This is a genomic window from Lentzea alba (assembly GCF_011067745.1).
Lineage (GTDB): Bacteria > Actinomycetota > Actinomycetes > Mycobacteriales > Pseudonocardiaceae > Lentzea > Lentzea alba.
The window spans coordinates 462,291-484,900 of record NZ_JAAMPJ010000006.1 but is presented as its reverse complement, the minus strand read 5'-3'; the positions used below and the strand labels follow the sequence as shown (position 1 = coordinate 484,900).

The following is a 22,610-nucleotide window of genomic DNA, read 5'->3' as shown; positions in this document are numbered from 1 at the left end:
ATGCGCTGGATCGTGTTCGACTTCGGCGAGGTCATCAGTCAGCGGAATCCGGCGCTGCCCGCGATGGCCGCACGGCTCGGGGTGCCGGTGGAACGCTTCGAGGGCGCCTACTGGGACCGTGACGCCTACGACCGCGGCGGGTCGGATGCCGACTACTGGTCGTTGATCGGGTCGTCGCTGGGGCTTTCATTCGACGACGACGCCGTGCGCGAGCTGACCGCGCTCGACAACGCCGGGTGGCTGGACGACCCGGTGGCGGACACCGTTGCGCTGATCGAGGACCTTTCGGCGGCGGCGGTGCCGCTGGCGTTGCTGTCGAACGCACCGGTGACGTTCGCGCGGCTCGCCGAGAAGGTGCCGTGGGCCGAGCACTTCCGGCACCTGATCTTCTCCGGCGACCTCGGGTGCGCGAAGCCGGACGTGGCGATCTGGGAGCACCTGTGCGGTGTGCTGGGTGCCGCGCCCGCAGACCTGATCTTCTTCGACGACCGCCGGACGAACATCGACGGCGCGCTGGCCTTCGGGATCGACGCGAGGTTGTGGACGTCAGCCGCCGCTGCGCGTGTTGAGCTCCGCGCGGAGTTCGGCGATCTCGGCGCGTAGGTTCCGCAGCTCCTGCGCGGTCTCGAGTTCGGCCTCCTCGACGCCGCGCAGCTTCTCCACGAGCCAGCTGGCGATCGTGCCGGTGATGACACCGAGCAGGGCGATCCCGCCGACCATGAGCAGCCCCGCCACCAGCCGTCCCTCGACCGTGACGGGGAAGCGGTCGCCGTAGCCGACCGTCGACATGGTGGTGAGCGTCCACCACAGCGCGTCGCCGAACGTCGTGATGCTCGCGTTTTCCGCGTGCCTTTCCGCGTCCAGCACGGCGAGGCTCGCACAAAAGACGACGATCAGCGTCACGCCACCGACGTAAATGCTGACCCGCTGCCGGATTTTGTGCTGGAACTTCTTGTTCAGCAGCGTGATGACGGTGATCAACCGGAGCACCCGGAGTTGCCGCACCATCGGCAGCACGACCGCGGCGAGATCGAACAGGTGCGACTTCAGAAACTGGATCTTGTTGTTCGCGAGCGTCAGCCTGGTCACGTACTCCGCCGCGAACACCGCCCAGACCAGCCACAACACGATTTCGAGAGCGAAATGCATGCTGCCGTGATCATCGAAGACCTGCCACGCGTACGCGACGAGGAACAGCACGGCGAGAGCCGTCAGCGGCCACTCGACCTTTCGCTCCCACCGCTCAAGGCGGGCCTCGTTGGACTGCAACACCGCTTCATGGTGAGCGGTGTGTCCCGTTTAGGCCAGGGGTCATCGCTTGGATTTGATCGCACCGTAAGCGGCCGTGCCTGCGAGGAGTAGTCCTCCAATCACAGCGAGCCAGAAAAGGCCTTTCACGACGGCCCCGACGACGGCCAGCACGATCCAGATCGCCACCAGCCACCCGATGATCGCCCACATGGTTGTCTCCCCTTCAAAGCCACGCCTTCAGACGTACCAACGCTTCTTCGACGTCCTGTGTTGCACCGGCGAACGACATCCGGACGAAGTGGTGGCCGTCGACCGGGTCGAAGTCGATGCCGGGGACGATCGCGACGCCGGTGTCGTCGAGGAACCGGCGGCAGAACGCCATCGAGTCGTCGGTCAGGTGCCGGATGTCGGCGTAGACGTAGAACGCGCCGTCGGCCGGTGCGAGCTTGTCGATGCCGAGGTTCGTCAAGCCTTCGAGGAGGAGGTCCCGGTTGGTTTTGTACCTTTTCAGGTGTAGTGCGGTTTCCGCGTAGGCATCCTCGTGAAAGGCCTCGACCGCGGCGTATTGCGCCAACGCGGGCGGGCACAGCGTGAAATTGCCGGTCAGGCAGTCGACGGCCCTGCGGAGTCGTTCCGGGAGAAGCATCCAGCCGAGCCGCCAGCCCGTCATCGCGAAGGCCTTGGAGAACGAGTTGACGACGACGGCTTCTCGCGAGGTCTCCCAGGCGCAGTGCAGCGGTTCGCCGTAGCTGATGCCGTGGTAGATCTCGTCGCTGATCAGCTGCACGCCGTTGCTCTGGCACCAGTTCGCGATCGGGCCGATGTCCACTGTGGTCCCGGTCGGGTTGGCCGGGCTGGCGACGATCAAGCCCTTGAGGTCGGTGCCGAGCATCTCGACGGTGGGCTGGAAGCGCGTTTCCGGGCCGCACGGCAGCTCGACGACCTCGCATCCCAGCGCTTTCAGGATGTTGCGGTAGGCGGGATAGCCGGGCCGTGCCAGGGCGACCTTGTCGCCGGCGTCGAACGCGGCCAGGAACGCCAGCGTGAACGCACCCGACGACCCGGTGGTGACCACCACGTCGTCCGCCGTGACGTCGAGGTCGTACTCGCGCTGGTAGTGGCCGGCGATGGCGTGACGCAGCTCGGGGATGCCGAGCTGCTCGGTGTAGCCCAGGGCGTGGTCGTTCAGCGCTTTCGCGGCGGCGTCCCGCACGGGTTTCGGCGCCGGGCTCGAAGGCTGCCCGGCGGCCAGTGAGATCACGTCACCGTGCGTCCGCTGCCGTTGCGCGGCAGCGGAAAGCACGTCCATGACGTGGAAGGGCGGGACGTCGGCGCGAGCAGCCACGGTGAGCATGCCCTGAGGCTAACTCCCAGGTCAGTAGCCCTGGTAGCCGCCGCCCTGTGCCATCGCCTTGAGACCGGGGTGGCCTTCGAAGCCGCCGTAGCGCGAGAACGTGTACCGGACGCCGGCGATGATGTTGTCCACCGGGTTCCAGATGTCGTCGTGACCGGGCAGCTTGTGGGCGTTGAACGTCGAGTCGATGCACTGCATCAGGCCCTTGGACGGGTGCCCCGCCTGGTAGTTGGAGTCCCAGAGGTTGATGGCGTGCGGGTTGCCGCTCGACTCCTTCTCGATGATCTTCCAGATCTCGTCGATGTTCGCGTCGGTGACCGGGATGCCGTTGGCCTGCAGGATCTTGATGGCCTCGCGGATCCACTCCTCGACGTTGCCGGGAGGCGGGCTGCCGGAGGGCGGGCCGCCGCTGGGGCCCATGCCGCCTCCGCCGCCACCACCGCCGCCGCCTCCGGAGTTGCCACCTCCGCCGCCGCCACCACCGCCTTGGTGCTGGGCGGGAGCTGGTTGCTGCTGCTGTTGCTGCTGGGGCGGAGAGTCCGAAGAGGACGTTTTGGTCGAGTCGTCGGGCGGCGCACTCGGTGCCCACTCGATCGGCTTGCCCGGTGCCGGTGTGAAGGACTGCGTGTTCGGGTCCTCGACGGACGAGAACTTCGGCGACAGCGCGCCAGGACGGCCCTTGAGCGTGCCTGCGGCGGCGTTCACGGCGTTTTCCGCTTGGGAGATAACAGGTTTCGCGTCACTCGTGGCCTCGGCGCAGTAGCCGCGGATGATGCTGTCGACGTCCTCCTGCGGCTGGTTGTGCAGCTGCTGGCGCGTCTGCCGAGCGCGGCTCAGCAGGTTCTCGCAGATGCTCGTCATCGAGGTCTTCGCGGACTCCAACGCGTTCGCGGCCGCCTCCAGGTCGGCCGCGGCGCCGCCCAGCGCGTCGGTCATCGAGGTGCCGGCCTTCGTGACGTTGCCCATGTAGGCGACGAACCCGTCCGCCGACTTGCCCTCCCAGGCGCCGTCGAGCTGACTGACCGACCGCTGCAGGGCGTTCGTCTGGTCACCGCACTTGCCCGCCGCCTGCTTCCAGCGGTTCGCGATGTCGCGCACGGCCTGCGGTTGCGCGGTCTCGATCTTGTCCGCGAGCGCGGCCAGCTCAGCCCCTCCCGGCAGCGCCGCGACCTCGTCCATCGCGCTCACGTCAGACCGCCTTCATGGAGTTCTTGTTGACGTCCTCGACGTCCTGCACGCTGGTCTGAACGGCGTCGAGCGCGCTTTCGACCTTGCGCAACACTTTCTCGGCCGCCTCGAATTCCTGCGCGCCCGCCTGATCCATTGCGGTCACCGCGCCCGAGATGGCACCGGAAGCGCTGAGTTTTCCGAAAATGTCCGGATTGCCGTACTGATTGGAAAAGCCGTCACCGATCGCGCCGAATTGTCCGGCCTGGCTGCTCACGGTCGTGCGGCACTGTTCCATGGCTTCGCTGTTGAACTTCGCCACAGCCATGCGCGCCTACCCCCTCATGTCTCCTCGAAGACCTTAGAACGAATCGTGCCGAGCAGGGCGCCGATTCGCTCTTTCGTGCCCGCCCCTCAGGTTCGACGGGCGGGCACGCTCAGGGGTTCCGCGATCAGACCTCTTGCAGGAGCTCCCAGATGGAAGCCGCGAGGCGATGGTTGTCGACCGGCGTGATGGTGCACCACTTGCGCCCGTCACTGCTCGGCTTGAGCTGGCGCAGATAACGCCCGTTGTGCGTGTCGTGAAAAGAAACGACCCGCCCGGCCCTCCGCCCATTGCGCTGCACACCGAACTGCCCGCGCGTCGAGGTGCCGTCGAGCATTCCAGCGAGCTCTTGCGCGTCGCCGAGCCGCATTCCCTGCCGCTCCAACGTGGTGATCATCCGCTGAGCGTCCAGCCCGACGTCCTTGGCCGCGGCCACCAGATCGTCGTAGGGCAGGCTGATCGACCGCCCGTACCCGGCCGGCATGTCCCCGGCGACCGACACCGCGGCCTCGGCGAGAGCGGTCCCACGGGCCTCGATCAACCACATCTCGTCCCGATCCTGCACCGCCAGGATCGCCTCGTCCCCGATCGCCGCCGCGAGCCCGCTGATCTGCCGGTCGGCCCAGATCCACAGGTCGATGGCGGTGGTCGAGTTGGCCAGCAAGGCAAAGCCGTCAGCCAACTCGGACACCACCCGCCCGTTGTTCGCCAGCCCGCGCGCCTCCAACGACTCCCAGGCCCGCTTCACCACCTCGGCCTTCTCGGTGTGGGTGATGGAGGGAATCCGCGTGTCGAGAGCAACGTGCGCGGCCGGGAGGCGTTGCGCCTCCCAGACCACGGCGAACTCCACTGTGGACAAAACCACAGAACCTGGTGAGCTCAAGGGATTACTGGTCCTTCGGGTCTTCGCCGATGACGGACTGCACCACCATACGATCATCACCGAACATCTCGTCGGAGTCGACGCCGTACTTGCGCACGTGCTCGCCGTCCTCCTCGCCCTCACCCTTGGCCGCACTGGCCGCAGGCGACATGAGCGACCCGGATCCCTTACCGCCGCCAACACCACCCTTGCCGGCCGCCGCAGCCCGGTTGGCCTCGGGCCCGACGCCAGTGGCGCCACCAGGCGTGACCGTGCCCTTGCCGGCAGCACCGGTCGTGCCGGGTCCTCCAGCACCCGCCGCACCACCCGGGCCTGCGCCCGGACCTCCCTTGCCGGCGCCCGCGCCGATCGTGCTCGGGGCACCCTTCGGCCCGGCAGGCGCGATCGGAGTCTTCGGCGCCTGGCTAGGCCCACGCCCACCACCCACGACCTGCGCACCCTTCGCCGCACCCGCCGTGCCGGCGAGACCGCTGGCCGCAGCCGTGGCCGCGGTGAGGCCGATCGACGGGACGCCGAACGGCTTGGGCAGGCCGGGGCCGGTCGCGACGGGGGTCGGGGTGCCGGTGCCGGGGATGACGCCGGTGGCGTTGCCGGGGATGTTCGGGGTGGGGCCGACCGGGACGCCTGGGGAGCCGGGGCTGCCCGGAGAGCCGGTGAAGGCGGGGCCGCCTTGGATGCCGGGCGTGCCCGCGGTCGGGGTTCCGACGGGAGGACCGACGGGAGTGGCTACCGCGGCGCTGGTCACCACGATGTCCGGGGCCTTGTCAGGGGCGCGGAAGCCGTCGAGGGAGCCCTGGCTGTTCGACACGTAGCCGTTGAGGCTGTCGATGGCCTGCTGACGCGCGCGGTTGGTCGCCTCGACCTCGGCGGCGTGGTCGGTCTCGATGCCGAAGAAACCGCCGACCTTGTCCTTGAAGTTCTGTTCGGTGTCGCCGCGGAGATCCTGCTCAGGAGGCGTGCTGTAGCGGGCGGTGCTGGTGCTCTCGCCCTGCTGCGTCATCGCGTCCGAGTTCTGCTGCGACGCCTGGCTGCTGTCGTCGATGCCCTTGGCGACCACATCGGTGTGCTCGTGGCTCTTCTTACCGGCCTCGCCACCCCAAGCGATGTCGAGTTCGGTCAGCTGCGCACGAATCGTCTGGTCGATGGACTCGAGTGAGTTGGCCAGCGTGCGCAGTGCCTCCGAAGCCTCACCGAACTTCGATGCGATCGTGCTGCCCGCGAGCTTCTGGACCTCGTCCGCGAGTTGCTGGTTGGACCAGCCGTCGAAGTTCCAGTCATTGAGCTGCCGATAACCCGACATGGCTCCCCCTCACTTCAATGTCTTGAGCGTCGAGAGCGCGAGACCAGCGGCCTTCTCAGCCTTCCCGCACAGGACGGACTGGTCCTTCTCCTTCGTGGTGGTCGGGATGTAGCTGACCATCAACTGCTGACCGTCAGCGACGTCGACCGCCACCGAGCAATCGAATCCGGACCCACCTTTGAGCTGGACCTGCACCGCACCGTAGTCGCCAACCTTGATCACCTTCGAATCAACGTTGCCGCCGCTCTGCAGCCAGTAGGAAACGCCGTTGTGGGTGACCGCCCCGACCTGGTAACCGAACCCACCATCGCTGCTGTAATCACAGCTGGGTGACTTCTTGCCGTCAACCAGGTCCAGCTGCACCGGATCAGCGGAGACGACGTCGATCTGCTTCCTCTGCTCTGTCGTGAGAAGCTTGCAGGTGTCCACCGAATCCAGCTTGAGAGCCTGCGGACGGTCGGGCAGCTTGCTCCCCGAATCGCTGTTGGAAGTGCCGGTCGACGGCGCAGGAGTGGGGTTCCCCTTCTCGCCGCTAGTGGTACAAGCCGAAACGGCCGCCGCGATGACAACCACGGCAGCAAGCTTGGATATGCGCATCGTCACTCTTTCGACTTGCTGAACACGGCAGCAACCTCGTCATCGGTGTAGCCGTACTGCTGCGCCGACTCCTTCAGCTGGTCGGAAAGATTCCGCAGCTTCTCCATGTAGAGGGCGATTCTGTTGGCGTAGGAGTCATCGTGGAAAACCAGCCGGTCATTCCAAGCTTTTACGATGTCCTCGGTGATCTGGTCGTCACTGGACGGGATCCGCAGCTTGGGGACGTTGGTCTTGTACGCCGTCTCCAACAGGCTGAGCTGGTCGTGAATGACCTTGCCCGCCCTCATGACGGTGTCCTTCTCCACGTGGAACTGCTGACTCGACGGACCAGCAGACAGTCTGTCCATCATCGACGACGCGGCCTTGAACGCGCTCACCGCTCCAGCGATCGCCCCGCCGGCCACACCCGCGACGGCACTGAGAGCGGCATCCGCCCCCGCGCTCTCCTGTGTCACGACGTCCTACCCCCGTACGGTTGGTAACGGTTCGGTCCCGCTTCGCAGGCTACCAACGCCTGCGTAAGACGTACCTGTGGTTGGACGAAGACCACCCGGCCACGGTTCCACCGCATTTCCGCGACACGTCCGGCAACGAGACGAATCAAACCGGCGACGCACGGTGACCATCGCTACGGTGAGTTGGTGTTGACAGCGTGGGGGCTGACCAAGGCCTATGAGGGCCGCACGGTCGTCGATCAGGTGGGCTTCGAACTCCAGCCCGGCACGGTGACCGCCTTTCTCGGGCCCAACGGTGCCGGCAAGTCGACGACGCTGCGGATGATCACCGGCCTGACTCGGCCGGACCGCGGGCAGGCGACGATCGCGGGGCGCCCGTTCACCGCGTGGCCCAACCCGTCCCACGTGGCCGGGGTGCTCCTCGACGCGGCCGCTGTCCATCCTGGGCGCAGCGGCCGAGGTCACCTGCGGATGGCTGCCACGTTGTCCGGCGTGCCCGGCCGCCGGGCGGACGAGGTGCTGGAGATGCTCGGGCTGGCCGACGCGGCCACGCGCAAGATCGGCAAGTACAGCCTCGGCATGCGCCAGCGCCTGGGCATCGCGCACGCCCTGCTCACCAACCCGCCGCTGCTGGTGCTCGACGAACCCATCAACGGTCTCGACCCGGAGGGCATCCGCGCGGTGCGCACGCTGTTGCGAGGACATGCTGCCCGAGGCGGCACCGTGCTGCTGTCCAGTCACGTTCTGTCCGAAGTGGACCAGACCGCCGACCGGGTGCTGGTGATCGGCAACGGCCGGATCGTGGCCGACGGTCCGCTGGCCGGCCTGACCAGTTCTTCCCGTTCTCTGGTGCGCGCCAAGGACATGAACCGCCTGGCCGAGGCGCTGCAGCGGGGCGGCATCGCCATCCAGCCCGCACCGGACGGTTTCATCGCCGCGCACGCGCCGGTCGAGCAGGTCTCTACCGTTGCCTTCGCCGCGGGGATCCCGCTGCTGGGCCTGCGTGAGGAGCAGATGAGCCTGGAAGACCTGTTCTTCCGTCTCACCGGCGGAGGTCGGGCATGACTCTCGGCCACCCGCCGGTGCAGCAGGCACATGTTCCGTGGGCCGTCCGCGCGAACCAGTCCTCGTCGTTCTGGCGGCTGGTCGCGGTCGAGGCGCGCAAACTCGTCGGCTCCCGGTCGGACAAGATCGTGATGGCCTCGGCCCCGCTCTTCCTGATCGGCCTGATGCTGCTGTTCACGCTCCCGCAGTCGAACCTCGCCAGCGCGGGCAAGCAACTCCAGCCGATGCTCGTCGTGGTTCAGCTGGGCCTGCTGCTGGTCTTCGCGACCGTGATCAAGCTCGTCGCGGGCGAGTGGCAGTACAAGAGCGTGCAACCCACGCTGCTGGTGCAGCCCTCCAGGATGCGCTACCTGCTGGCGCAGGCCGTCGTGCTCGCCGGCGTGTGGGTGGTGTGCACGCTGGTCACGTTCATCCTGTACCCGGTCCTGATCAAGATGGCCGCGAACGGGCTCAACCACGACTACCTGCTCGGCAACCGGCCGGGCTGGGTGCTCGGCGTGGCCATGCTGTCCACCGCACTGGTGCTGCTCACGGCGCTGATCGTCTCGCTGCTCATTCCCAACACGGGCGGCTCGCTCACGGTGTTCTTCATCGTGGTGCCGCTGCTGGCCCTCGCCCGGATGCTGCTGCCCGACGTCTTCGGCCTCATCTACCCGCTCGAACCGGCCTGGCACCTGGCAGGCAGCGGCGCGGGGTGGCCGCAGACCATCTCGTCGCTGGTCGTGTGGCTGACCCTGCTCGGCATCTCGCTGCTCGTGCTCAGCCGGCGCGACGCGGGCTGAGCCGCTCACTCAGCGGGCCCGGCTGCCCCCGTTCTCGTCGATCAGCGGCAGCACCTTCTCCGCCACCTCCGTGGCTTTGGGGCAGTACTCGCGCAGAGCCCGGTCGATCGGCTGGTCGACGTCCTGAGCCCGCAGCGCGACGGCCTCGTCGAAGCCCATCGCGGCTTGGACCTCGAACGGGCGCTCAGCACCGGTGTCGACCGTGACGGTGCAGTACTCGTTCACTTCGCCGGTGATCACGGTCGTCGCGTAGTAGCGGTCCAGCAAGATCGATCGCTGGAAGTATCGACCGGCGCCGCTGTCCCCGTTCCAGACGTCGACGAAGTGCTGGGCCTTCGACTTGCGCGCGGCGCCGGGGCTGAACAGCTCGATGGAGAGGCGGCCCCAGTCCTCCTGCGCGTGGCAGCCGCCACCGACACCCGTGTTCGGCTTCTTGCCAAGGCCTATCAGCGACTGGAGGTTCGACGGCAGGCCCTCGCACGTGTTGTCGAAGACCTCCGGCCGCGACCGGTTGAAATCGAGGTTGTCGTAGGCGATCGCCTCCGGGTCCAGCTTCGGCCCCGGTGAGCCCATCGGCGGCTCCGGCGGCGTGGTGCAGGCGGACATCGCCGTCACGGCCAACAGCGCAGCGACCATCCGCTTCACGATCAACACGCGAACGACCATAGCGGCGGCTTCCGGACCTCGCTGGGAACCCGATCGAACGGGGCACAGGAAGTCGGGTGAAAGCCCGCCTGGCCCCATAGCGTTGAGCACGTGCTGGAACGACTCAACGAGGCCATGGCCCGCATCGAGGACGACCTCGCCGGCGAGGTCGACGTCAAGCTGCTCGCGCGGATCGCGGGCACCAGTGAGTACCACTTCAGAAGGATGTTCAGTGCGCTCGCCGGGATTCCGCTGAGCGAGTACATCCGCAGGCGCAGGTTGACGAAGGCGGCCGGCGAAGTCCTCAGTGGACACGACTCGCTGCTCGACATCGCGACGAGGTGGGGCTACGGGTCCAACGAGGCCTTTGCGCGGGCGTTCAAGGCCATGCACAAGGTGGGGCCGCAGGAGGCTCGGGCCGAGAAGAAGGCGTTGCAGTCACAGCAGATTCTCACGTTCAGGCTGGTTGTCGAAGGGAGCACGAACATGGAGTACCGGATCGTGGAGAAGGACGAGTTCCGCGTTGTCGGGCGGGGGACGCGGGTGCCGTTGGTGCACTTGGGGATGAACCCCGCGATCGTCGAGTTCGTCAAGGGCATCGGCATGCCGACGTTGGAGCGGATGAAGGAGTTGAGCGACGGGGAGCCGGGTGGGCTGCTCGCGGTCACCTCCAACCAGGAGGGGGTCGAGGAAGGCGATCATCTCGACTACTTCCAGGGGGTGGTGACGAGCAAGGAGGCGCCGGACGACATGGAGACCATGACGGTGCCCAGGAACACGTGGGCCGTGTTCAAGACCGAAGGGCCTTATCCCGAGACGATTCAGTACATGTGGCGGGACGTTTACACGCAGTGGTTCCCGTCGAACAGCTACCAGAGCGTTGAGGGGCCGACGATGTTGCGCACGCAGATCGACGGCGACACGGCCAAGGCCGAGCTGTGGATTCCGGTCACCAGCTGAGTGCCAGGCGTTCGATCACGTCTCGCAGTTCCAGCACGGAAAGCCAAGAATCAGGAATCACGGCAACACCATCGCGGGCGCCCAGGATGTTGCCGCAAATCGAGCCGGTCGAGTCCGAGTCGCCTGAGTGATTGACGGCCAGGCGCAACGCGGAAGCGAAGTCGGCGCCGACCAGGGCGGCGTGCAGGCCGATAGCCAGGGCTTCTTCGCCCACCCAGCCGCCGCCGAGGGACGACTCGATCTCTTCCGGGGTGAGCGGGCCCAGGCTGATCGCCTTGTCCAGCAACGAGGTTTGTTCCTCGTGACCGTCCCAGCGGACCAGCTCGGCGCGCGCCACGGCCACCGCCGCGAGCAGATCGGTACCGCCCAGCAATGCCTGCACGATCACTGCCAGCACGCCTGCGGACAGGTAGCCGCTGGGGTGGTGGTGGGTCAGGCGTGCCGTCTCCGCCGCCAAGCCGAAGACCTCGCGCGGGTCTCGGGACCACACGGCGACGGGGGCGGCGCGCATGACGCCGCCGCAGCCCTTGGAGTTGTTCTTCTCGTTGTGCTTCAAGGCGGTGATGCACGTGTGGCCCGGCGCCCGCCGTGAGTGCAGGCGCCGGTCCGCCATCAGCCAGCCGTCATCGGCGACGACGGGGCCGCCTTGCGTGTGCAGCCAACGCAGGTAAGCCGCGTGCACAGCCGGAACCGGGGCAACCCCGCGGTCACGGGCGAGCAGCAGGCCCTCCAGCGTGAACAGCGTCATCTGGGTGTCGTCGGTGATCTCCAGCTGAGGGAGATCGACAACGCCAGCCTCACCGTAGAGCCGTCGGATCACGTCGATCGACGAAAACTCGATCGGCGCGCCCAGAGCGTCACCGACGGCACCGCCCAGCAGCGATCCGAGCAGGCTCACGGCACCGTGATCGTGCCGTCGACCGCCTTCGACGCGATGTCCGTGCGGTGGTGCGAGCCGGTGAGGTGGATGTCCGCGATCCGCTTGTAGGCGCGCTCGCGGGCCTTGGCCAGCGACTTGCCGGTGCCCACGACCGACAGCACGCGGCCGCCGGCGGACACCACGGCGCCGTCCTCGCGGCGGCGGGTGCCGGCGTGCAGGACGCCCTCGGTCTCGGAGCCGGTGATCACGTCACCGGTGCGCGGACGGCCGGGGTAGCCCTCGGCGGCCACGACCACGGTCACGGCGTAGCCGTTCTCCCACTCCAACGGCGCGAGCGAACCCAGCGAGCCGGTCGAGGCCGCCAGGAACAAGGAAGAGATCGGCGACTTCAGCAAGGCGAGCACCGACTGCGTCTCCGGGTCGCCGAAACGGCAGTTGAACTCGATCACCTGCACGCCGGACGAGGTCAGCGCCAGACCGGCGTACAGGAGGCCGACGAACGGCGTGTCCCGCGCGCGCAGCTCGTCGACCACGGGCTGCACGCAGCGCGTCACGATCTCGGAGACCAGGCCCTCTGGTGCCCACGGCAGCGGTGCGTAGGCACCCATGCCGCCGGTGTTCGGGCCGTGGTCTCCGTCACCCACGCGCTTGAAGTCCTGCGCCGGGATCAGCGGAACGACGGAAACACCGTCGGTGACGCAGAACAGCGACACCTCGGGACCGTCCAGGAAGGACTCGAGCAGGACCGGGTGCCCGCCGTCGAGCAACGTCATCGCGTGCGCACGGGCCAACGCCAGGTCCGAGGTCACCACGACGCCCTTGCCGGCGGCCAGGCCGTCGTCCTTCACGACCCACGTGGGTCCGAAGCGGCCCAGAGCGGCGTCCAGGCGGGCCGGGTTGTCCACGACCTCGCTGTGCGCGGTCGGCACCCCTGCCGCGTTCATGACGTCCTTGGCGAACGCCTTGGACCCCTCGATCCGGGCCGCGGCCTTCGACGGCCCGAAGCACGGGATGCCCAGTGCTCTGACCGCGTCAGCGGCCCCGACGACCAGCGGTTGTTCGGGGCCGATGACGACGAGGTCGGCCTTCCACTCCTTCGCGAGAGCGGCGACCGCCGAAGCATCTTCGACGTCCACGCCGTAGATCTCGGAGTGGCCCGCGATGCCTGCGTTGCCCGGCGCGCACGCCAAAGCCGTCAGCTGCGGGTCGCGCGACAACGCGAGGACAAGGGCATGCTCACGGGCTCCAGACCCGATGACCAGGACGCGCACGATGGCCCAGCGTAGTTCAGCCGAGCGCCTGCTTCGCTCCAGGGTGCAGCGGAACGGGGTCGGTGGCTGACGCCTTGGCCTTGTCGATGTCCTTCACGGCCGGGTGCACCTTCTCCAGGTCGGTCTTCTTGTCGAAGATCAGCTTGGTCACCGCGCACGCGTTGTTGGCCGCGAAGTCCTCACGCACGAGGAGCAGGTTCGGCACCACGATCGTGGAGACCTCGGCGACCCCGTAGGTCGCCGCGGGGATCGGGGCGGTGTCGTAGACCGGGCTGATCTTCTTCATCTCCGGCAGCAGCGGGGTGATGTCGATGAACTTGACCTTGTCCTTCAGCGACGTCGTGATGTCGGTGATCTGCGGCGTCGGCAGCCCGCCGGACCAGATCAGGCCGTCGATGCTGCCGTCCTTCATGCCGTCCGCGGTCTTGGTCAGGTCGAGGCGCTGGGCGGCGACGTCGGAGTCGATGTTGAGACCGGCCGACTTCAGCAGGCGGCCCGCGATCACCTCGGTGCCCGACTTCGGCGACCCGGTCGAGATCCGCTTGCCCTTCATGTCCGCGACCGAGTTGATCCCGGAGTCCGCCCGGACGAGCACCTGCGTGTAGTTCGGGTAGATCCGCGACAGCGCCGCGATCTTCTCCTTCTTGCCGTTGAACGCCCCGGCGCCGTTCACCGCGTCCGCTGCCGTGTCGGCCAGCGAGAACGCGATGTCGTAGGTGCCGGACACGAGCTGCTGGATGTTCTGCACGGACGCGCCGGTCTCGGCCGACGACGCCTTGAGCTTCGAGTTGTCGGAGATCAGCTTCGCGAGCCCGCCGCCGACCACGAAGTACACGCCACCGGAGTTGCCGGTGGCGATCGTGATCCGGCCGTCGGACGCCTCACAGGACGCGCCACCGCCCGACGCGTCCGGGGTCGTGGGCGTGCGTTTGCCGCCACACCCGGAAACCACGAGCGCCAAAGCGATCGCGCCGATCGCGTACTTACGCAGCATCACGAACCCTCCCACGGGTCACCAGGTGGACCGCGACGGCCACCACGAGGAACCCTGCCCCGATGGCGATCGTCAACGGCTGCAGGTAGAGCAGGAACAACGCCGCCGGCACGCACAGAATCCGTTCCGGCCAGCGCGCGGGACCGAACAACCAACCGCCGGTCAGGACGGCAAGAGCGGCTACCCCCAGAGCGGACGCGCCGAACGTCCACACCGAGTCGAGCAACGGCCCGCGCAACAACAACCCGGCACCGTTGTCGGTCAGCACGAACGCCAGCGGCACCAGGAACGCCGGCAGCGTGTACTTCCACGTCTGCCACATCGTCTTCATGACATCGCCGCCGGTCAGCGCGGCAGCGGCCACCGCGGCCAGCGCCGTCGGCGGCGTCACCTCGGACAACACCGCGTAGTAGAAGATGAACATCGCGGTCTCGGCCGGCTCCACGCCGAGCGTGATCAACGCCGGCCCGATGACGACCCACGAGATGATGAACGACGCCGTCACCGGCACCGCCAGCCCGAGCACCGACACCGCGACGGCCGCGAGCACCGCCGTCAGCATCAGCACGACCACCGGTGACGAGGAAATCGCCGAAGCGAGGTCCACGAGCGACCCCGCAAGCGCTTGCCCCAGCCCTGTCTTGGTGATCGTCGACGTGATCACACCCGCCGCCGCGCACACCGCGATCACCGGGAACGCCGAGCGCACTCCGATCGACAGCGCGTCGGCGACCAGCCGGAACCACTCCCGCCGGTGGTTGATCAACGCGAAGAGAGCCGCCACCCCCGTCGCGTACACGACCGCGCGGTAGACGGGGATGTCCAGCGCCAGGAACACGATGATGATCCCGAGCGACAGGAAGTGGTACCAGCCGAGCTTGAACACGTCCCAGAACCGCGGCGCGTCCACGTCGACCGGCTGGGCCCCGAACCGCCGCGCGTCGGCCTCGACCGCGAGCGCGATGCCCAGGTAGTAGAGCAGCGTCGGGATGATCGCCCAGATCAGCACCGACAGGTACGAGACCTGCAGGTACTCCGCGATGATGAACGCCGCCGCGCCCAGCGTGGGCGGCGACAGGATCGCCCCGATGCCGGACGCCGCCAGCAGCCCGCCGGCGTTCTCCTTCGGATAACCGGCCTTCTTCAGCATCGGCCACGTCACCGCGCCCAGCGACACGGTCGTCGCCGTGCCGGACCCGGACACCGTGCCCAGCAGGAACCCGGCGGTCGCCGCCGTGCGCCCAGGAGCCGTCCGCGACTTGCGGAACGCGGCGAAACTGACGTCGACGAAGAACTTGCCGGCGCCGGACGCGTTCAGCACCGCGCCGTAGATCGTGAACAGCACGATGTAGGTCGCCGCCACGTCCAGCGGCGTCCCGTAGAACCCGCTGGCGTCGTTGAAGAACCCGTTGATGATCTGCGGGAAGTCGACGCCGGAGTGCGCGATCGACCACGCCGGCGGCAGGAACCCGCCGTAGTAGGCGTAGGCGATGAACGCCAGGCACACCACCGGGAGCACCCAGCCGGTCGTGCGCCGGCACGCCTCCAGGATCAGCAGGAGCAGCAGCGAGCCCGCGACGACGTCCAGCGCGGTGAGCTGACCCTGCCGGTTCAGGAACTCGTCGAAGCCCCCGAACAGCGGATACGCGCCGACGACGAACGCGACGACCGCCAGCACCCAGTCCCACCAGGGAGGCGCGTGGCCGCGACCGTACGACAGGAACACGAGCGGCAGCGTCACCGCCAGGAAGATGATCAGGTAGTACTGGCTTCCCTTGGCGAACGGGAAGAACACCTGCTTCAGCACAAGAAGCGCGATCAGCAGACCGGCGATCCACAGTGCTCGCTCCCACCGGGGTGAGAGCGAGCGCGACGGCATCTCCTCGTCGTGCTCCGCGACGATGCGGGCGAGGTCCGGGTTGGCCACGATCGCACCGTACTGTGGGGCCGATCACATGCGTAGAGGATCAATCCAAAGGGATTGCAAAGTCCTCAGAGCGCCGTGGCCCGGCGCCCACTCAGACGATGGCACTGTCCACATAGCACCAGCGCCAGTCCTCGCCCGGCTCGAACGAGCGCATGACCGGATGCTGGGACGAGCCGAAGTGCGCGGTCGCGTGCTTGCCGGGGCTCGAGTCGCAGCACGCGACGTGCCCGCAGGACAGGCACATCCGCAGGTGAGCCCAGTTGCGCTCACCCAGAGCGAGACAGTCGACGCAACCTTCGGCCGACTCCGGCGCCACCGTTGCGGACAGCGCTCCCACGTGCGAACAGGTCATGCGGTCCATCTTTACGCAAAATGAGCGGCATGGTCGGGCCTGAACTTCTGCTGCTGTTGCTCGGGGCGCTGGTCGTCACCTCCATCGCGCGCCGCCTGAACTGGTCGGCGCCGCTGGTGCTGGTCGCGGTCGGGCTCGTGGTCTCGTTCATCCCGGGCGTGCCGGAGTTCGCGCTCGATCCGCACCTGATCCTGGTGCTGGTGCTGCCGCCGCTGCTCTACAGCGCCGCGCTGGACAGTTCGTACCTCAACATCCGCGCGAACATGCGGGCGATCGGCCTGCTCGCGGTCGGGCTGGTGCTGTTCACGACGCTGGTGGTCGGCGTCACGGCGCACCTGGTCTTCCCCGACCTGCCGCTGGCCGCCGCGCTGGTCCTGGGTGCGGTGGTGGCGCCGCCGGACGCCGTCGCCGCGGTCGCGATCGGACGCAAGCTGGGCCTGCAGCGCCGGGCGATGACGCTGCTGGTGGGCGAGAGCCTGATCAACGACGCCACGGCGCTCACCGCGTTCAAGGTCGCGGTGGCGGCCGCGGCGGGCACGGCCATGCACCCGGTCGCGAGCATCTGGATGTTCCTGTACATCACGGCAGGTGGCATCGCGGTCGGCCTGGTCGTCGGCGTGCTGGTCAGGTTCCTGCGCAAACGGCTCTGCGAAGGCGTGCTGGAGAGCGCGCTCGGCCTGCTCGTGCCGTTCGGTGCCTACCTGCTCGCCGAAGAGGGACTGCACGCCTTCGGCATCCAGTTCTCCGGTGTGCTCGCGGTCGTCGTCGCGGGCCTCTACGTCGGCCACCACTCACCGCGCGGCACCTACTCGACCCGGTTGCAGGACGCGGCCGTGTGGCGCTCGGCGGACGTGCTGCTGGAGGCGTTCGTCTTCGCGCTCATCGGGCTGCAGGTGTCCACGATCATCAGGAACGTCGAGCTCGACGCGGGTCTGCTGCTGGGCGCCGCGGCCGTGCTGCTGGCCACGATCCTGGCGCGGTTCGTGTGGATGTACCCGGTCACCTACGTGCCGAGAATCCTCTTCCCGAAGATCAAGGAACGCGAGGACCGGCCGCCGCACCTCGGCCAGGTGACGGTGATCTCGTGGGCCGGCATGCGGGGTGTGGTGACGCTCGCCGCGGCCGCCGCGATCCCGGAAGACGTGCCGGGACGCGACATCATCCTGTTCTGCGCCTTCATCGTCACGGTCTCGACCTTGCTGCTGCAGGGCACCACGCTGCCGTGGTTGATCAACAAGATCGGCTTCGAGGGCGACGACGCGCGCAAGGACGCGCTGGCCGAGGCGCAGGTGCAGCACCGGGCCGCGCAGGCGGCCGTGAGCAGGCTCGACGAGGAGATCGAGGACGTTCCCGAACACGTGCGCGACCAGCTGCGCTCGCTCGCCGAGCACCGGGGCAACGCCGCGTGGGAACGGCTCGGGCGCCAGGAGGAGGAGAGTCCCGCGGCGGCCTACCGGAGGTTGCGCAGGGTGATGCTGAGCGCGGAGCGTGACGAGTTCATCAAGGCGCGGGACAAGGGCGAGATCGACGACGAGGTCCTGTTCCGGGTGCTGCGCGAACTGGACCTGGAGGAAGCCGCCCTGTCACGTGAATAGACGCTGCCTCGTGAGTAACCGTTCACCTGCTTTTCGTGTTGCGATGCTTGGGTGCGCTCTCAACACAAAACGGGAGGTCGAACGATGTATCGGAGAGGTCTTGCCGCCGTGGTCCTCGTGTTCGCGGGTGCGGTGGTGGCGTCCCTGCCCTCTGCCTCCGCACACGACGACAAGGGTCCGATCGTCATCGGGCACCGGGGCGCGTCGGCGTACCGGCCCGAACACACGCTCGCGGCGTACGAGCTCGCGGCCCGCATGGGTGCCGACTTCGTCGAGCCCGACCTGGTGTCCACGAAGGACGGCAAGCTGGTCGCCCGGCACGAGAACGAGATCGGCGGCACGACCGACGTCTCGACGAAGCCGCAGTTCACCGACCGCAAGAAGACCAAGGTCATCGACGGCACCCCGGTCACCGGCTGGTTCACCGAGGACTTCACGCTCGCCGAGCTGAAGACGTTGCGCGCCAAGGAACGCATCCCGGCGATCCGCCCGCGCAACACGCTCTACGACGGCCGCTTCGAGGTGCCGACGCTGCAGGAGGTCATCGACCTGACCAAACGCCTGTCCCGCGAACTGCACCGCGAGATCGGCATCTACCCCGAGACCAAGCACCCGACGTACTTCCAGGAGATCGGACTCGCGTTGGAGCCGAAGCTCGTCGACGTGCTCAACCGCAACGGCCTGAACCGCCGCAACGCCAAGGTCTACGTGCAGTCGTTCGAGGTGGCGAACCTCAAGGAGCTGAACAGGTCGCTGCGGGTACCGCTGGTGCAGTTGGTCAACGCTTCCGGCGCGCCGTACGACTTCGTCAAGGCCGGTGACAAGCGCACGTACGCCGACCTGGTAACCCCGACCGGGCTGCGGGAGATCCGCTCGTACGCCGACGGCGCCGGCCTGAACAAGGACCTGATCATCCCGCGCGACGCCGGCGGCTTCCTCAAGCAGCCGACGAACGTCGTCGAGGACGCGCACAAGGTCGGCCTGGTCGTGCACTCGTGGACGTTCCGCAACGAGAACTCTTTCCTGCCCGCGGACTTCCGGTCCTCGACCGACCCGGCCGCGTACGGCCGGGCCTTCGAGGAGTACGACCTGTTCTTCAAGCAGGGCATCGACGGCCTGTTCGCGGACAACCCGGACACGGCCATCGAAGCCAAGGTCAAGCGCTGAGCACCAGCGTGCGGTCCCCGTCGAGCAGCCCGCGCTGCTTCAGCAGGGGCCGCACGCCCTCGCCGAACCAGTAGGCCTCTTCCAGGTGCGGGTACCCGGACAGGACGAACTCGCTGATGCCGATGGAGTGGTACTCCTCGATCAGATCGGCGACCTCGGCGTGCGAGCCCACCAACGCCGTTCCCGCGCCACCGCGAACGAGTCCGACGCCCGCCCACAGGTTCGGGTAGATCTCCAGACCGCGCACGCCACGGCTGAGGTCACCGCCGTGCAGCGCCACCATCCGTTGCTGGCCAACGGATTCCGATGTCCGCAGCTCTTCCTGCGCCTTCGCCACCGTGGCCGGGTCCAGCGCGTCGAGCAACCTGGCGGCTGTCGCCCACGCCTCGGCCGAGGTGTCCCGGCTGATCGTGTGCAGCCGGATGCCGAACCGGATCGGCCGATCCGTCAGCGCCCGCACCCGTGCGATCTTCTCGGCCACATCGGCAGGTGGTTCGCCCCAGGTCAGGTACACATCGGCCCGCGCGGCCGCCACCGGCAGGGCGGCGTCCGACGAGCCACCGAAGTAGATCGGCGGGACCGGGTTCGGTGCGGCCAGCACGGTGGCGCCCTCAACCTGGTAGTGCCTGCCCTCGAACGAATACGGCCGGCCACTCCAGACGCCGCGCACGATCTGAAGGAACTCATCGGTGCGCGCGTACCGCTGGTCCTTGTCCAGCCAGTCGCCGAAGCGTTGCTGCTCAACGGCATCGCCGCCGGTGACGACGTTCAACAGCAACCGTCCGCGCGAGATCCGCTGGCACGTCGAGGCCATCTGCGCCGCCAGCGTCGGCGACAGCACGCCGGGCCGGAACGCCACCAGGAACTTGAGCGTCGTGGTCTGGCTGATCAACGCGGCCGTGGTCAGCCAGGCGTCCTCGCACCACGTGCCGGTCGGTGTGAGCACACCGGTGAACCCGACCTGCTCGGCCGCGCGCGCGATCTGCGCGAGATAGTCGATGTCCGCCTCGCGGCGCGATCCCGCGGTGTTCGCACGGCTGGTGTGGAAGTGCCCCACAACCGTTCGCCCGTCGCCGGAGGTCGGCAGGAACCAGTGCAACGTGATGCTCATGCCAGATCTCCCTGGAACCTCGTGTCGACGAACTTCGCGAAGTCGACCTTGCCCGGCAACGTCTTGTCCTCGGTGAACGCATCCGCCAGGTGTTGCTCGGAGGCGATCAACGCGTCGTCGATGCGCACCGGCAGGTCGCCGCTGCGGTTCACCGAGGCGAGTGCGACCTCGTACTTCAGGCCCGTCTCGGCGGCCCACGCCTTCGCCCACTCCTCGCGGTGCGTGTCGGCCCACTTCTGCGCCTTGTAGTAGCGGACCAGGTACTCCTTGAGCGCCGGGTTCTTCCCCTTGTCGTCCAACGCCTTGCGGCCCGCGACCTGGAAGCCGTACCCGTTCGCCTGGCCCTTGCCGTCGGTCAGCACGCGCGCTTTGGCCTCCTGCTGTGCCTGCGCGGTGTAGGGATCCCAGACCGCCCAGGCGTCGACCCTGCCCTGGGTGAACGCGCTGTACGCGTCCGAGGGTTGCAGGAAGTTCAACGTGACGTCCTTGGTGCTCAGACCGTTCGCGCGCAGCGTCAGCAGCACCTGGCCGTGTGCCGAACTGCCCTTGGCCACCGCGATGTTCTTGCCCTTCAGGTCCGCGACGCCACGCAGTGGCGAGTTCTCCGGCACCAGGATCGCGTCGGAGTCGACCTGCCCCTTGGACGCGCCGATCGCGGCGATCTTGGCGTTCGCGGCGGCGGCGAAGATCGGCGGTGTGTTGCCGACGCCACCGATGTCGATCGCACCGGCGGACGCGGCTTCGAGCAGCGGCGGGCCGGAGGTGAAAGTCGACCACTCCAGCTTGTACGGGAAGTCGTTCAGCAGACCGGCGGCCGTGAGCAGCGCCTTCGCCCCGCCCTTCTGGTCGCCGACCTTCAGCACGACCTCGCTCGGCGGGGTGTCCTGCGGGGTCGCGGCACATCCGGTCGTGAACAAGATCGCCGCGAGCAGGCTGAGCCATGTACGGCTAGGCAGCTGTTTCAACATCCACTCCCAGATCGGCGAGCACGCGGGTGCGTTGCTCCACAACGGAAGCCCGGCGACGCGGGCGGGGCAGGTCGACGTGGTGGGTGGCGACGATCCGGCCCTCGTCGAGCACGAGAACCCGGTCGGCCAGCAGCAGTGCCTCGTCGACGTCGTGCGTCACGAGCAGCACGGCGGGCTGGTGCCTGGTCCACAGGTCTTCCACCAGGTGGTGCATGGCCAGCCGGGTCAACGCGTCCAGCGCGCCGAACGGTTCGTCGAGCAGCAGCACGTCGGGTTCGCGCACCAACGCCCGTGCGAGCGAGACCCGTTGCGCCTCACCGCCGGACAACGTCAGCGGCCACGCGTCGGCGTGATCCTGCAGGCGCACTTCCGCCAACGCCTTCAACGCGACCTCGCGACCGTCCGGCCGGTGCAGGCCCAGCGCGATGTTCCGCCAGACCTTGCGCCACGGCAGCAGCCGGGGCTGCTGGAACGCGACCGACACCGTCCCGGGAACCGTTGCGGTGCCGTCGAACTCGCTGTCCAGCCCGGCGAGGATGCGCAGCAGCGTCGACTTCCCGCAGCCGCTGCGCCCCAGCAACGCCACGAGCTCGCCGGGCGCGATCTCCAGGTCGATCCCGTCCAGCACGGTCCGCGGGCCGAAAGCCTTGCGCAGTCCCTTGATGCTCACCGCGCTCGCCATCGCAGGATCCTCCTCTCCAGCAACCGCACGAGTCCGTCGGTGGTGAGGCCGAGCAGCGCGTAGACCACGAGGCCGACGACCACGACGTCGGTGCGGAGGAACTCACGGGCGTTGTTGATCAGGAAGCCGAGCCCGGCGTCCGCGTTGATCTGCTCGCCGACGATCAGCGACAGCCACGCGGTGCCGAGCGCGATCCGCAGTCCCACCAGGGTTTGCGGCACGGCGGACGGCAGCACGACGTGCACGACCCGTTCGACTCGGGTGTAGCCCAGCACGCGGGCGGCCTCGACCAGGCCGGGATCGGTCTGCCGGATGCCCGCGTGCAGGTTGAGATAGAGCGGGAACGCCACACCGGCCGCGACCAGCGCGAGCTTGGGCTCCTCGCCGATGCCGAGCCACAGGATGAACAACGGGATCAGGCCGAGGTGCGGAAGCGTCCGCAACATCTGGACGGGCGGATCCAGCAACGTTTCACCCCACCGGGAAAGGCCGGAAACGAGTCCGAGAACAACACCGAGCAGGCCACCGATGAGGAATCCGAAGAAGACGCGCGCGATTGACACGGCGAACGCCTCGCCCAATTGGCCATCCGCAATCAACTCACCGGCGGACTGCGCGACGGTGACGGGAGAAGCGAGCTTGTCGGGCGACAGCACACCCGTTGAGCTGGCCAGTTGCCACAGCAGGACCAGCGCCACCGGGCTGATCCAGCGCAGCGGCAATGTCAGTTTTCGCCTGATCGCCAATTGTGGCGGCGCGGTTTTCGGCCGCGCGGCCACACCTGCCATGGACAAGGTCATGAACAGGAAGTAGAGGCGAGCGGAACTCGTGAGTCAACGACGCCCAAATCGTGAAAAAGCGTCGGACGGCGAGATAATC

The 22,610-nt window shown here is 67.9% G+C and carries 25 protein-coding genes; 6 read left to right on the top strand and 19 right to left on the bottom strand.

From position 1 onward, the window contains the following. The gene (locus G7043_RS24450; protein WP_166049137.1) at window positions 1–603 is read left to right on the top strand and encodes an HAD-IA family hydrolase; all 603 of its coding nucleotides are present in this window, start codon (window positions 1–3) and stop codon (window positions 601–603) included. On the opposite strand, the gene G7043_RS24445 is transcribed toward G7043_RS24450, so the two are convergent. The 9 genes from G7043_RS24445 to G7043_RS24405 all read right to left on the bottom strand — a co-directional run bounded on the left by G7043_RS24445 (window position 547) and on the right by G7043_RS24405 (window position 7,254). Further along, complete coding sequence (locus G7043_RS24445) at window positions 547–1,272, bottom strand: potassium channel family protein (RefSeq protein WP_166049135.1); 726 nt, start codon at window positions 1,270–1,272, stop codon at window positions 547–549. The genes G7043_RS24450 and G7043_RS24445 overlap by 57 nt on opposite strands. A gap of 39 nt (window positions 1,273–1,311) precedes the next feature. Then, window positions 1,312–1,461 (bottom strand): hypothetical protein, encoded by a 150-nt coding sequence (locus G7043_RS24440; protein WP_166049133.1) that lies wholly within the window; start codon window positions 1,459–1,461, stop codon window positions 1,312–1,314. A 13-nt stretch (window positions 1,462–1,474) separates the two neighbouring features. Beyond that, entirely contained in the window at window positions 1,475–2,605 is a 1,131-nt protein-coding gene (locus G7043_RS24435; protein WP_166049129.1) for a pyridoxal phosphate-dependent aminotransferase, read from the bottom strand. 21 nt (window positions 2,606–2,626) lie between these two features. Next, on the bottom strand, window positions 2,627–3,793 hold the full coding sequence (locus tag G7043_RS24430) for a transglycosylase SLT domain-containing protein (RefSeq protein ID WP_390827862.1): 1,167 nt from the start codon (window positions 3,791–3,793) through the stop codon (window positions 2,627–2,629). Window position 3,794: 1 nt separating this feature from the next. Then, complete coding sequence (locus tag G7043_RS24425) at window positions 3,795–4,100, bottom strand: hypothetical protein (RefSeq protein WP_166049125.1); 306 nt, start codon at window positions 4,098–4,100, stop codon at window positions 3,795–3,797. Between the two features lie 124 nt (window positions 4,101–4,224). Beyond that, window positions 4,225–4,962, bottom strand: coding sequence for an ESX secretion-associated protein EspG (locus G7043_RS24420; RefSeq protein WP_313888051.1), 738 nt, complete (start codon window positions 4,960–4,962; stop codon window positions 4,225–4,227). Between the two features lie 22 nt (window positions 4,963–4,984). Then, window positions 4,985–6,280, bottom strand: a complete 1,296-nt coding sequence (locus G7043_RS24415) for a hypothetical protein (RefSeq protein ID WP_166049122.1) — start codon at window positions 6,278–6,280, stop codon at window positions 4,985–4,987. A gap of 9 nt (window positions 6,281–6,289) precedes the next feature. Then, complete coding sequence (locus G7043_RS24410; protein ID WP_166049120.1) at window positions 6,290–6,877, bottom strand: DUF3558 domain-containing protein; 588 nt, start codon at window positions 6,875–6,877, stop codon at window positions 6,290–6,292. Window positions 6,878–6,879: 2 nt separating this feature from the next. Further along, window positions 6,880–7,254: a hypothetical protein gene (locus tag G7043_RS24405; protein ID WP_207311597.1), complete on the bottom strand. Its 375-nt coding sequence runs from the start codon at window positions 7,252–7,254 to the stop codon at window positions 6,880–6,882. A 264-nt stretch (window positions 7,255–7,518) separates the two neighbouring features. Between G7043_RS24405 and G7043_RS24400 the strand changes: the two genes are divergently transcribed. Both G7043_RS24400 and G7043_RS24395 read left to right on the top strand, forming a co-directional pair. Beyond that, complete coding sequence (locus G7043_RS24400; protein ID WP_166049116.1) at window positions 7,519–8,397, top strand: ABC transporter ATP-binding protein; 879 nt, start codon at window positions 7,519–7,521, stop codon at window positions 8,395–8,397. After that, window positions 8,394–9,179, top strand: a complete 786-nt coding sequence (locus G7043_RS24395) for a hypothetical protein (RefSeq protein ID WP_166049114.1) — start codon at window positions 8,394–8,396, stop codon at window positions 9,177–9,179. Before G7043_RS24400 ends, G7043_RS24395 begins: the two co-directional genes overlap by 4 nt. Window positions 9,180–9,188: 9 nt before the next feature. Here the strand turns inward: G7043_RS24395 and G7043_RS24390 are convergent, their stop codons facing one another. Then, window positions 9,189–9,833 carry a hypothetical protein gene (locus G7043_RS24390; RefSeq protein WP_166049113.1) on the bottom strand — a complete coding sequence of 215 codons (645 nt, stop codon included), beginning with the start codon at window positions 9,831–9,833 and terminating at the stop codon, window positions 9,189–9,191. Between the two features lie 102 nt (window positions 9,834–9,935). Between G7043_RS24390 and G7043_RS24385 the strand changes: the two genes are divergently transcribed. Continuing rightward, the gene (locus G7043_RS24385) at window positions 9,936–10,784 is read left to right on the top strand and encodes an AraC family transcriptional regulator (RefSeq protein ID WP_166049111.1); all 849 of its coding nucleotides are present in this window, start codon (window positions 9,936–9,938) and stop codon (window positions 10,782–10,784) included. On the opposite strand, the gene G7043_RS24380 is transcribed toward G7043_RS24385, so the two are convergent. The 5 genes from G7043_RS24380 to G7043_RS24360 form a co-directional block, all read right to left on the bottom strand. Next, a complete protein-coding gene (locus G7043_RS24380) occupies window positions 10,774–11,682 on the bottom strand; it encodes an ADP-ribosylglycohydrolase family protein (protein ID WP_166049109.1) in 909 nt (302 codons plus the stop codon). The two genes, G7043_RS24385 and G7043_RS24380, sit on opposite strands and share 11 nt — an antisense overlap. Beyond that, window positions 11,679–12,935, bottom strand: coding sequence for a phosphoribosylamine--glycine ligase (gene purD, locus G7043_RS24375; protein WP_166049107.1), 1,257 nt, complete (start codon window positions 12,933–12,935; stop codon window positions 11,679–11,681). The genes G7043_RS24380 and purD overlap by 4 nt, the downstream gene beginning before the upstream one ends. 16 nt (window positions 12,936–12,951) lie before the next feature. Then, window positions 12,952–13,929, bottom strand: a complete 978-nt coding sequence (locus G7043_RS24370; protein WP_166049421.1) for a TAXI family TRAP transporter solute-binding subunit — start codon at window positions 13,927–13,929, stop codon at window positions 12,952–12,954. Continuing rightward, a complete protein-coding gene (locus tag G7043_RS24365; RefSeq protein WP_166049423.1) occupies window positions 13,919–15,808 on the bottom strand; it encodes a TRAP transporter permease in 1,890 nt (629 codons plus the stop codon). The genes G7043_RS24370 and G7043_RS24365 overlap by 11 nt, the downstream gene beginning before the upstream one ends. Before the next feature lie 139 nt (window positions 15,809–15,947). Continuing rightward, complete coding sequence (locus G7043_RS24360) at window positions 15,948–16,208, bottom strand: UBP-type zinc finger domain-containing protein (RefSeq protein ID WP_166049105.1); 261 nt, start codon at window positions 16,206–16,208, stop codon at window positions 15,948–15,950. A 29-nt stretch (window positions 16,209–16,237) separates the two neighbouring features. Here G7043_RS24360 and G7043_RS24355 point away from each other — a divergent pair, with 29 nt between their 5' ends. Next, window positions 16,238–17,803: a Na+/H+ antiporter gene (locus tag G7043_RS24355; protein ID WP_207311595.1), complete on the top strand. Its 1,566-nt coding sequence runs from the start codon at window positions 16,238–16,240 to the stop codon at window positions 17,801–17,803. A gap of 84 nt (window positions 17,804–17,887) precedes the next feature. Next, entirely contained in the window at window positions 17,888–18,970 is a 1,083-nt protein-coding gene (locus G7043_RS24350; RefSeq protein WP_166049101.1) for a glycerophosphodiester phosphodiesterase, read from the top strand. Here G7043_RS24350 and G7043_RS24345 read toward each other — a convergent pair. Genes G7043_RS24345 through G7043_RS24330 form a run of 4 tightly spaced genes read right to left on the bottom strand, consistent with a single transcriptional unit; the run spans window position 18,960 to window position 22,531 of the window. Continuing rightward, window positions 18,960–20,081, bottom strand: coding sequence for an LLM class flavin-dependent oxidoreductase (locus G7043_RS24345; protein ID WP_166049099.1), 1,122 nt, complete (start codon window positions 20,079–20,081; stop codon window positions 18,960–18,962). The two genes, G7043_RS24350 and G7043_RS24345, sit on opposite strands and share 11 nt — an antisense overlap. Next, window positions 20,078–21,046 carry an ABC transporter substrate-binding protein gene (locus G7043_RS24340; RefSeq protein WP_449279971.1) on the bottom strand — a complete coding sequence of 323 codons (969 nt, stop codon included), beginning with the start codon at window positions 21,044–21,046 and terminating at the stop codon, window positions 20,078–20,080. Before G7043_RS24340 ends, G7043_RS24345 begins: the two co-directional genes overlap by 4 nt. Then, on the bottom strand, window positions 21,030–21,731 hold the full coding sequence (locus tag G7043_RS24335; protein WP_166049096.1) for an ABC transporter ATP-binding protein: 702 nt from the start codon (window positions 21,729–21,731) through the stop codon (window positions 21,030–21,032). The genes G7043_RS24340 and G7043_RS24335 overlap by 17 nt, the downstream gene beginning before the upstream one ends. After that, window positions 21,716–22,531, bottom strand: a complete 816-nt coding sequence (locus tag G7043_RS24330) for an ABC transporter permease (protein ID WP_166049094.1) — start codon at window positions 22,529–22,531, stop codon at window positions 21,716–21,718. The genes G7043_RS24335 and G7043_RS24330 overlap by 16 nt, the downstream gene beginning before the upstream one ends. Between the last annotated feature and the right edge of the window lie 79 nt (window positions 22,532–22,610).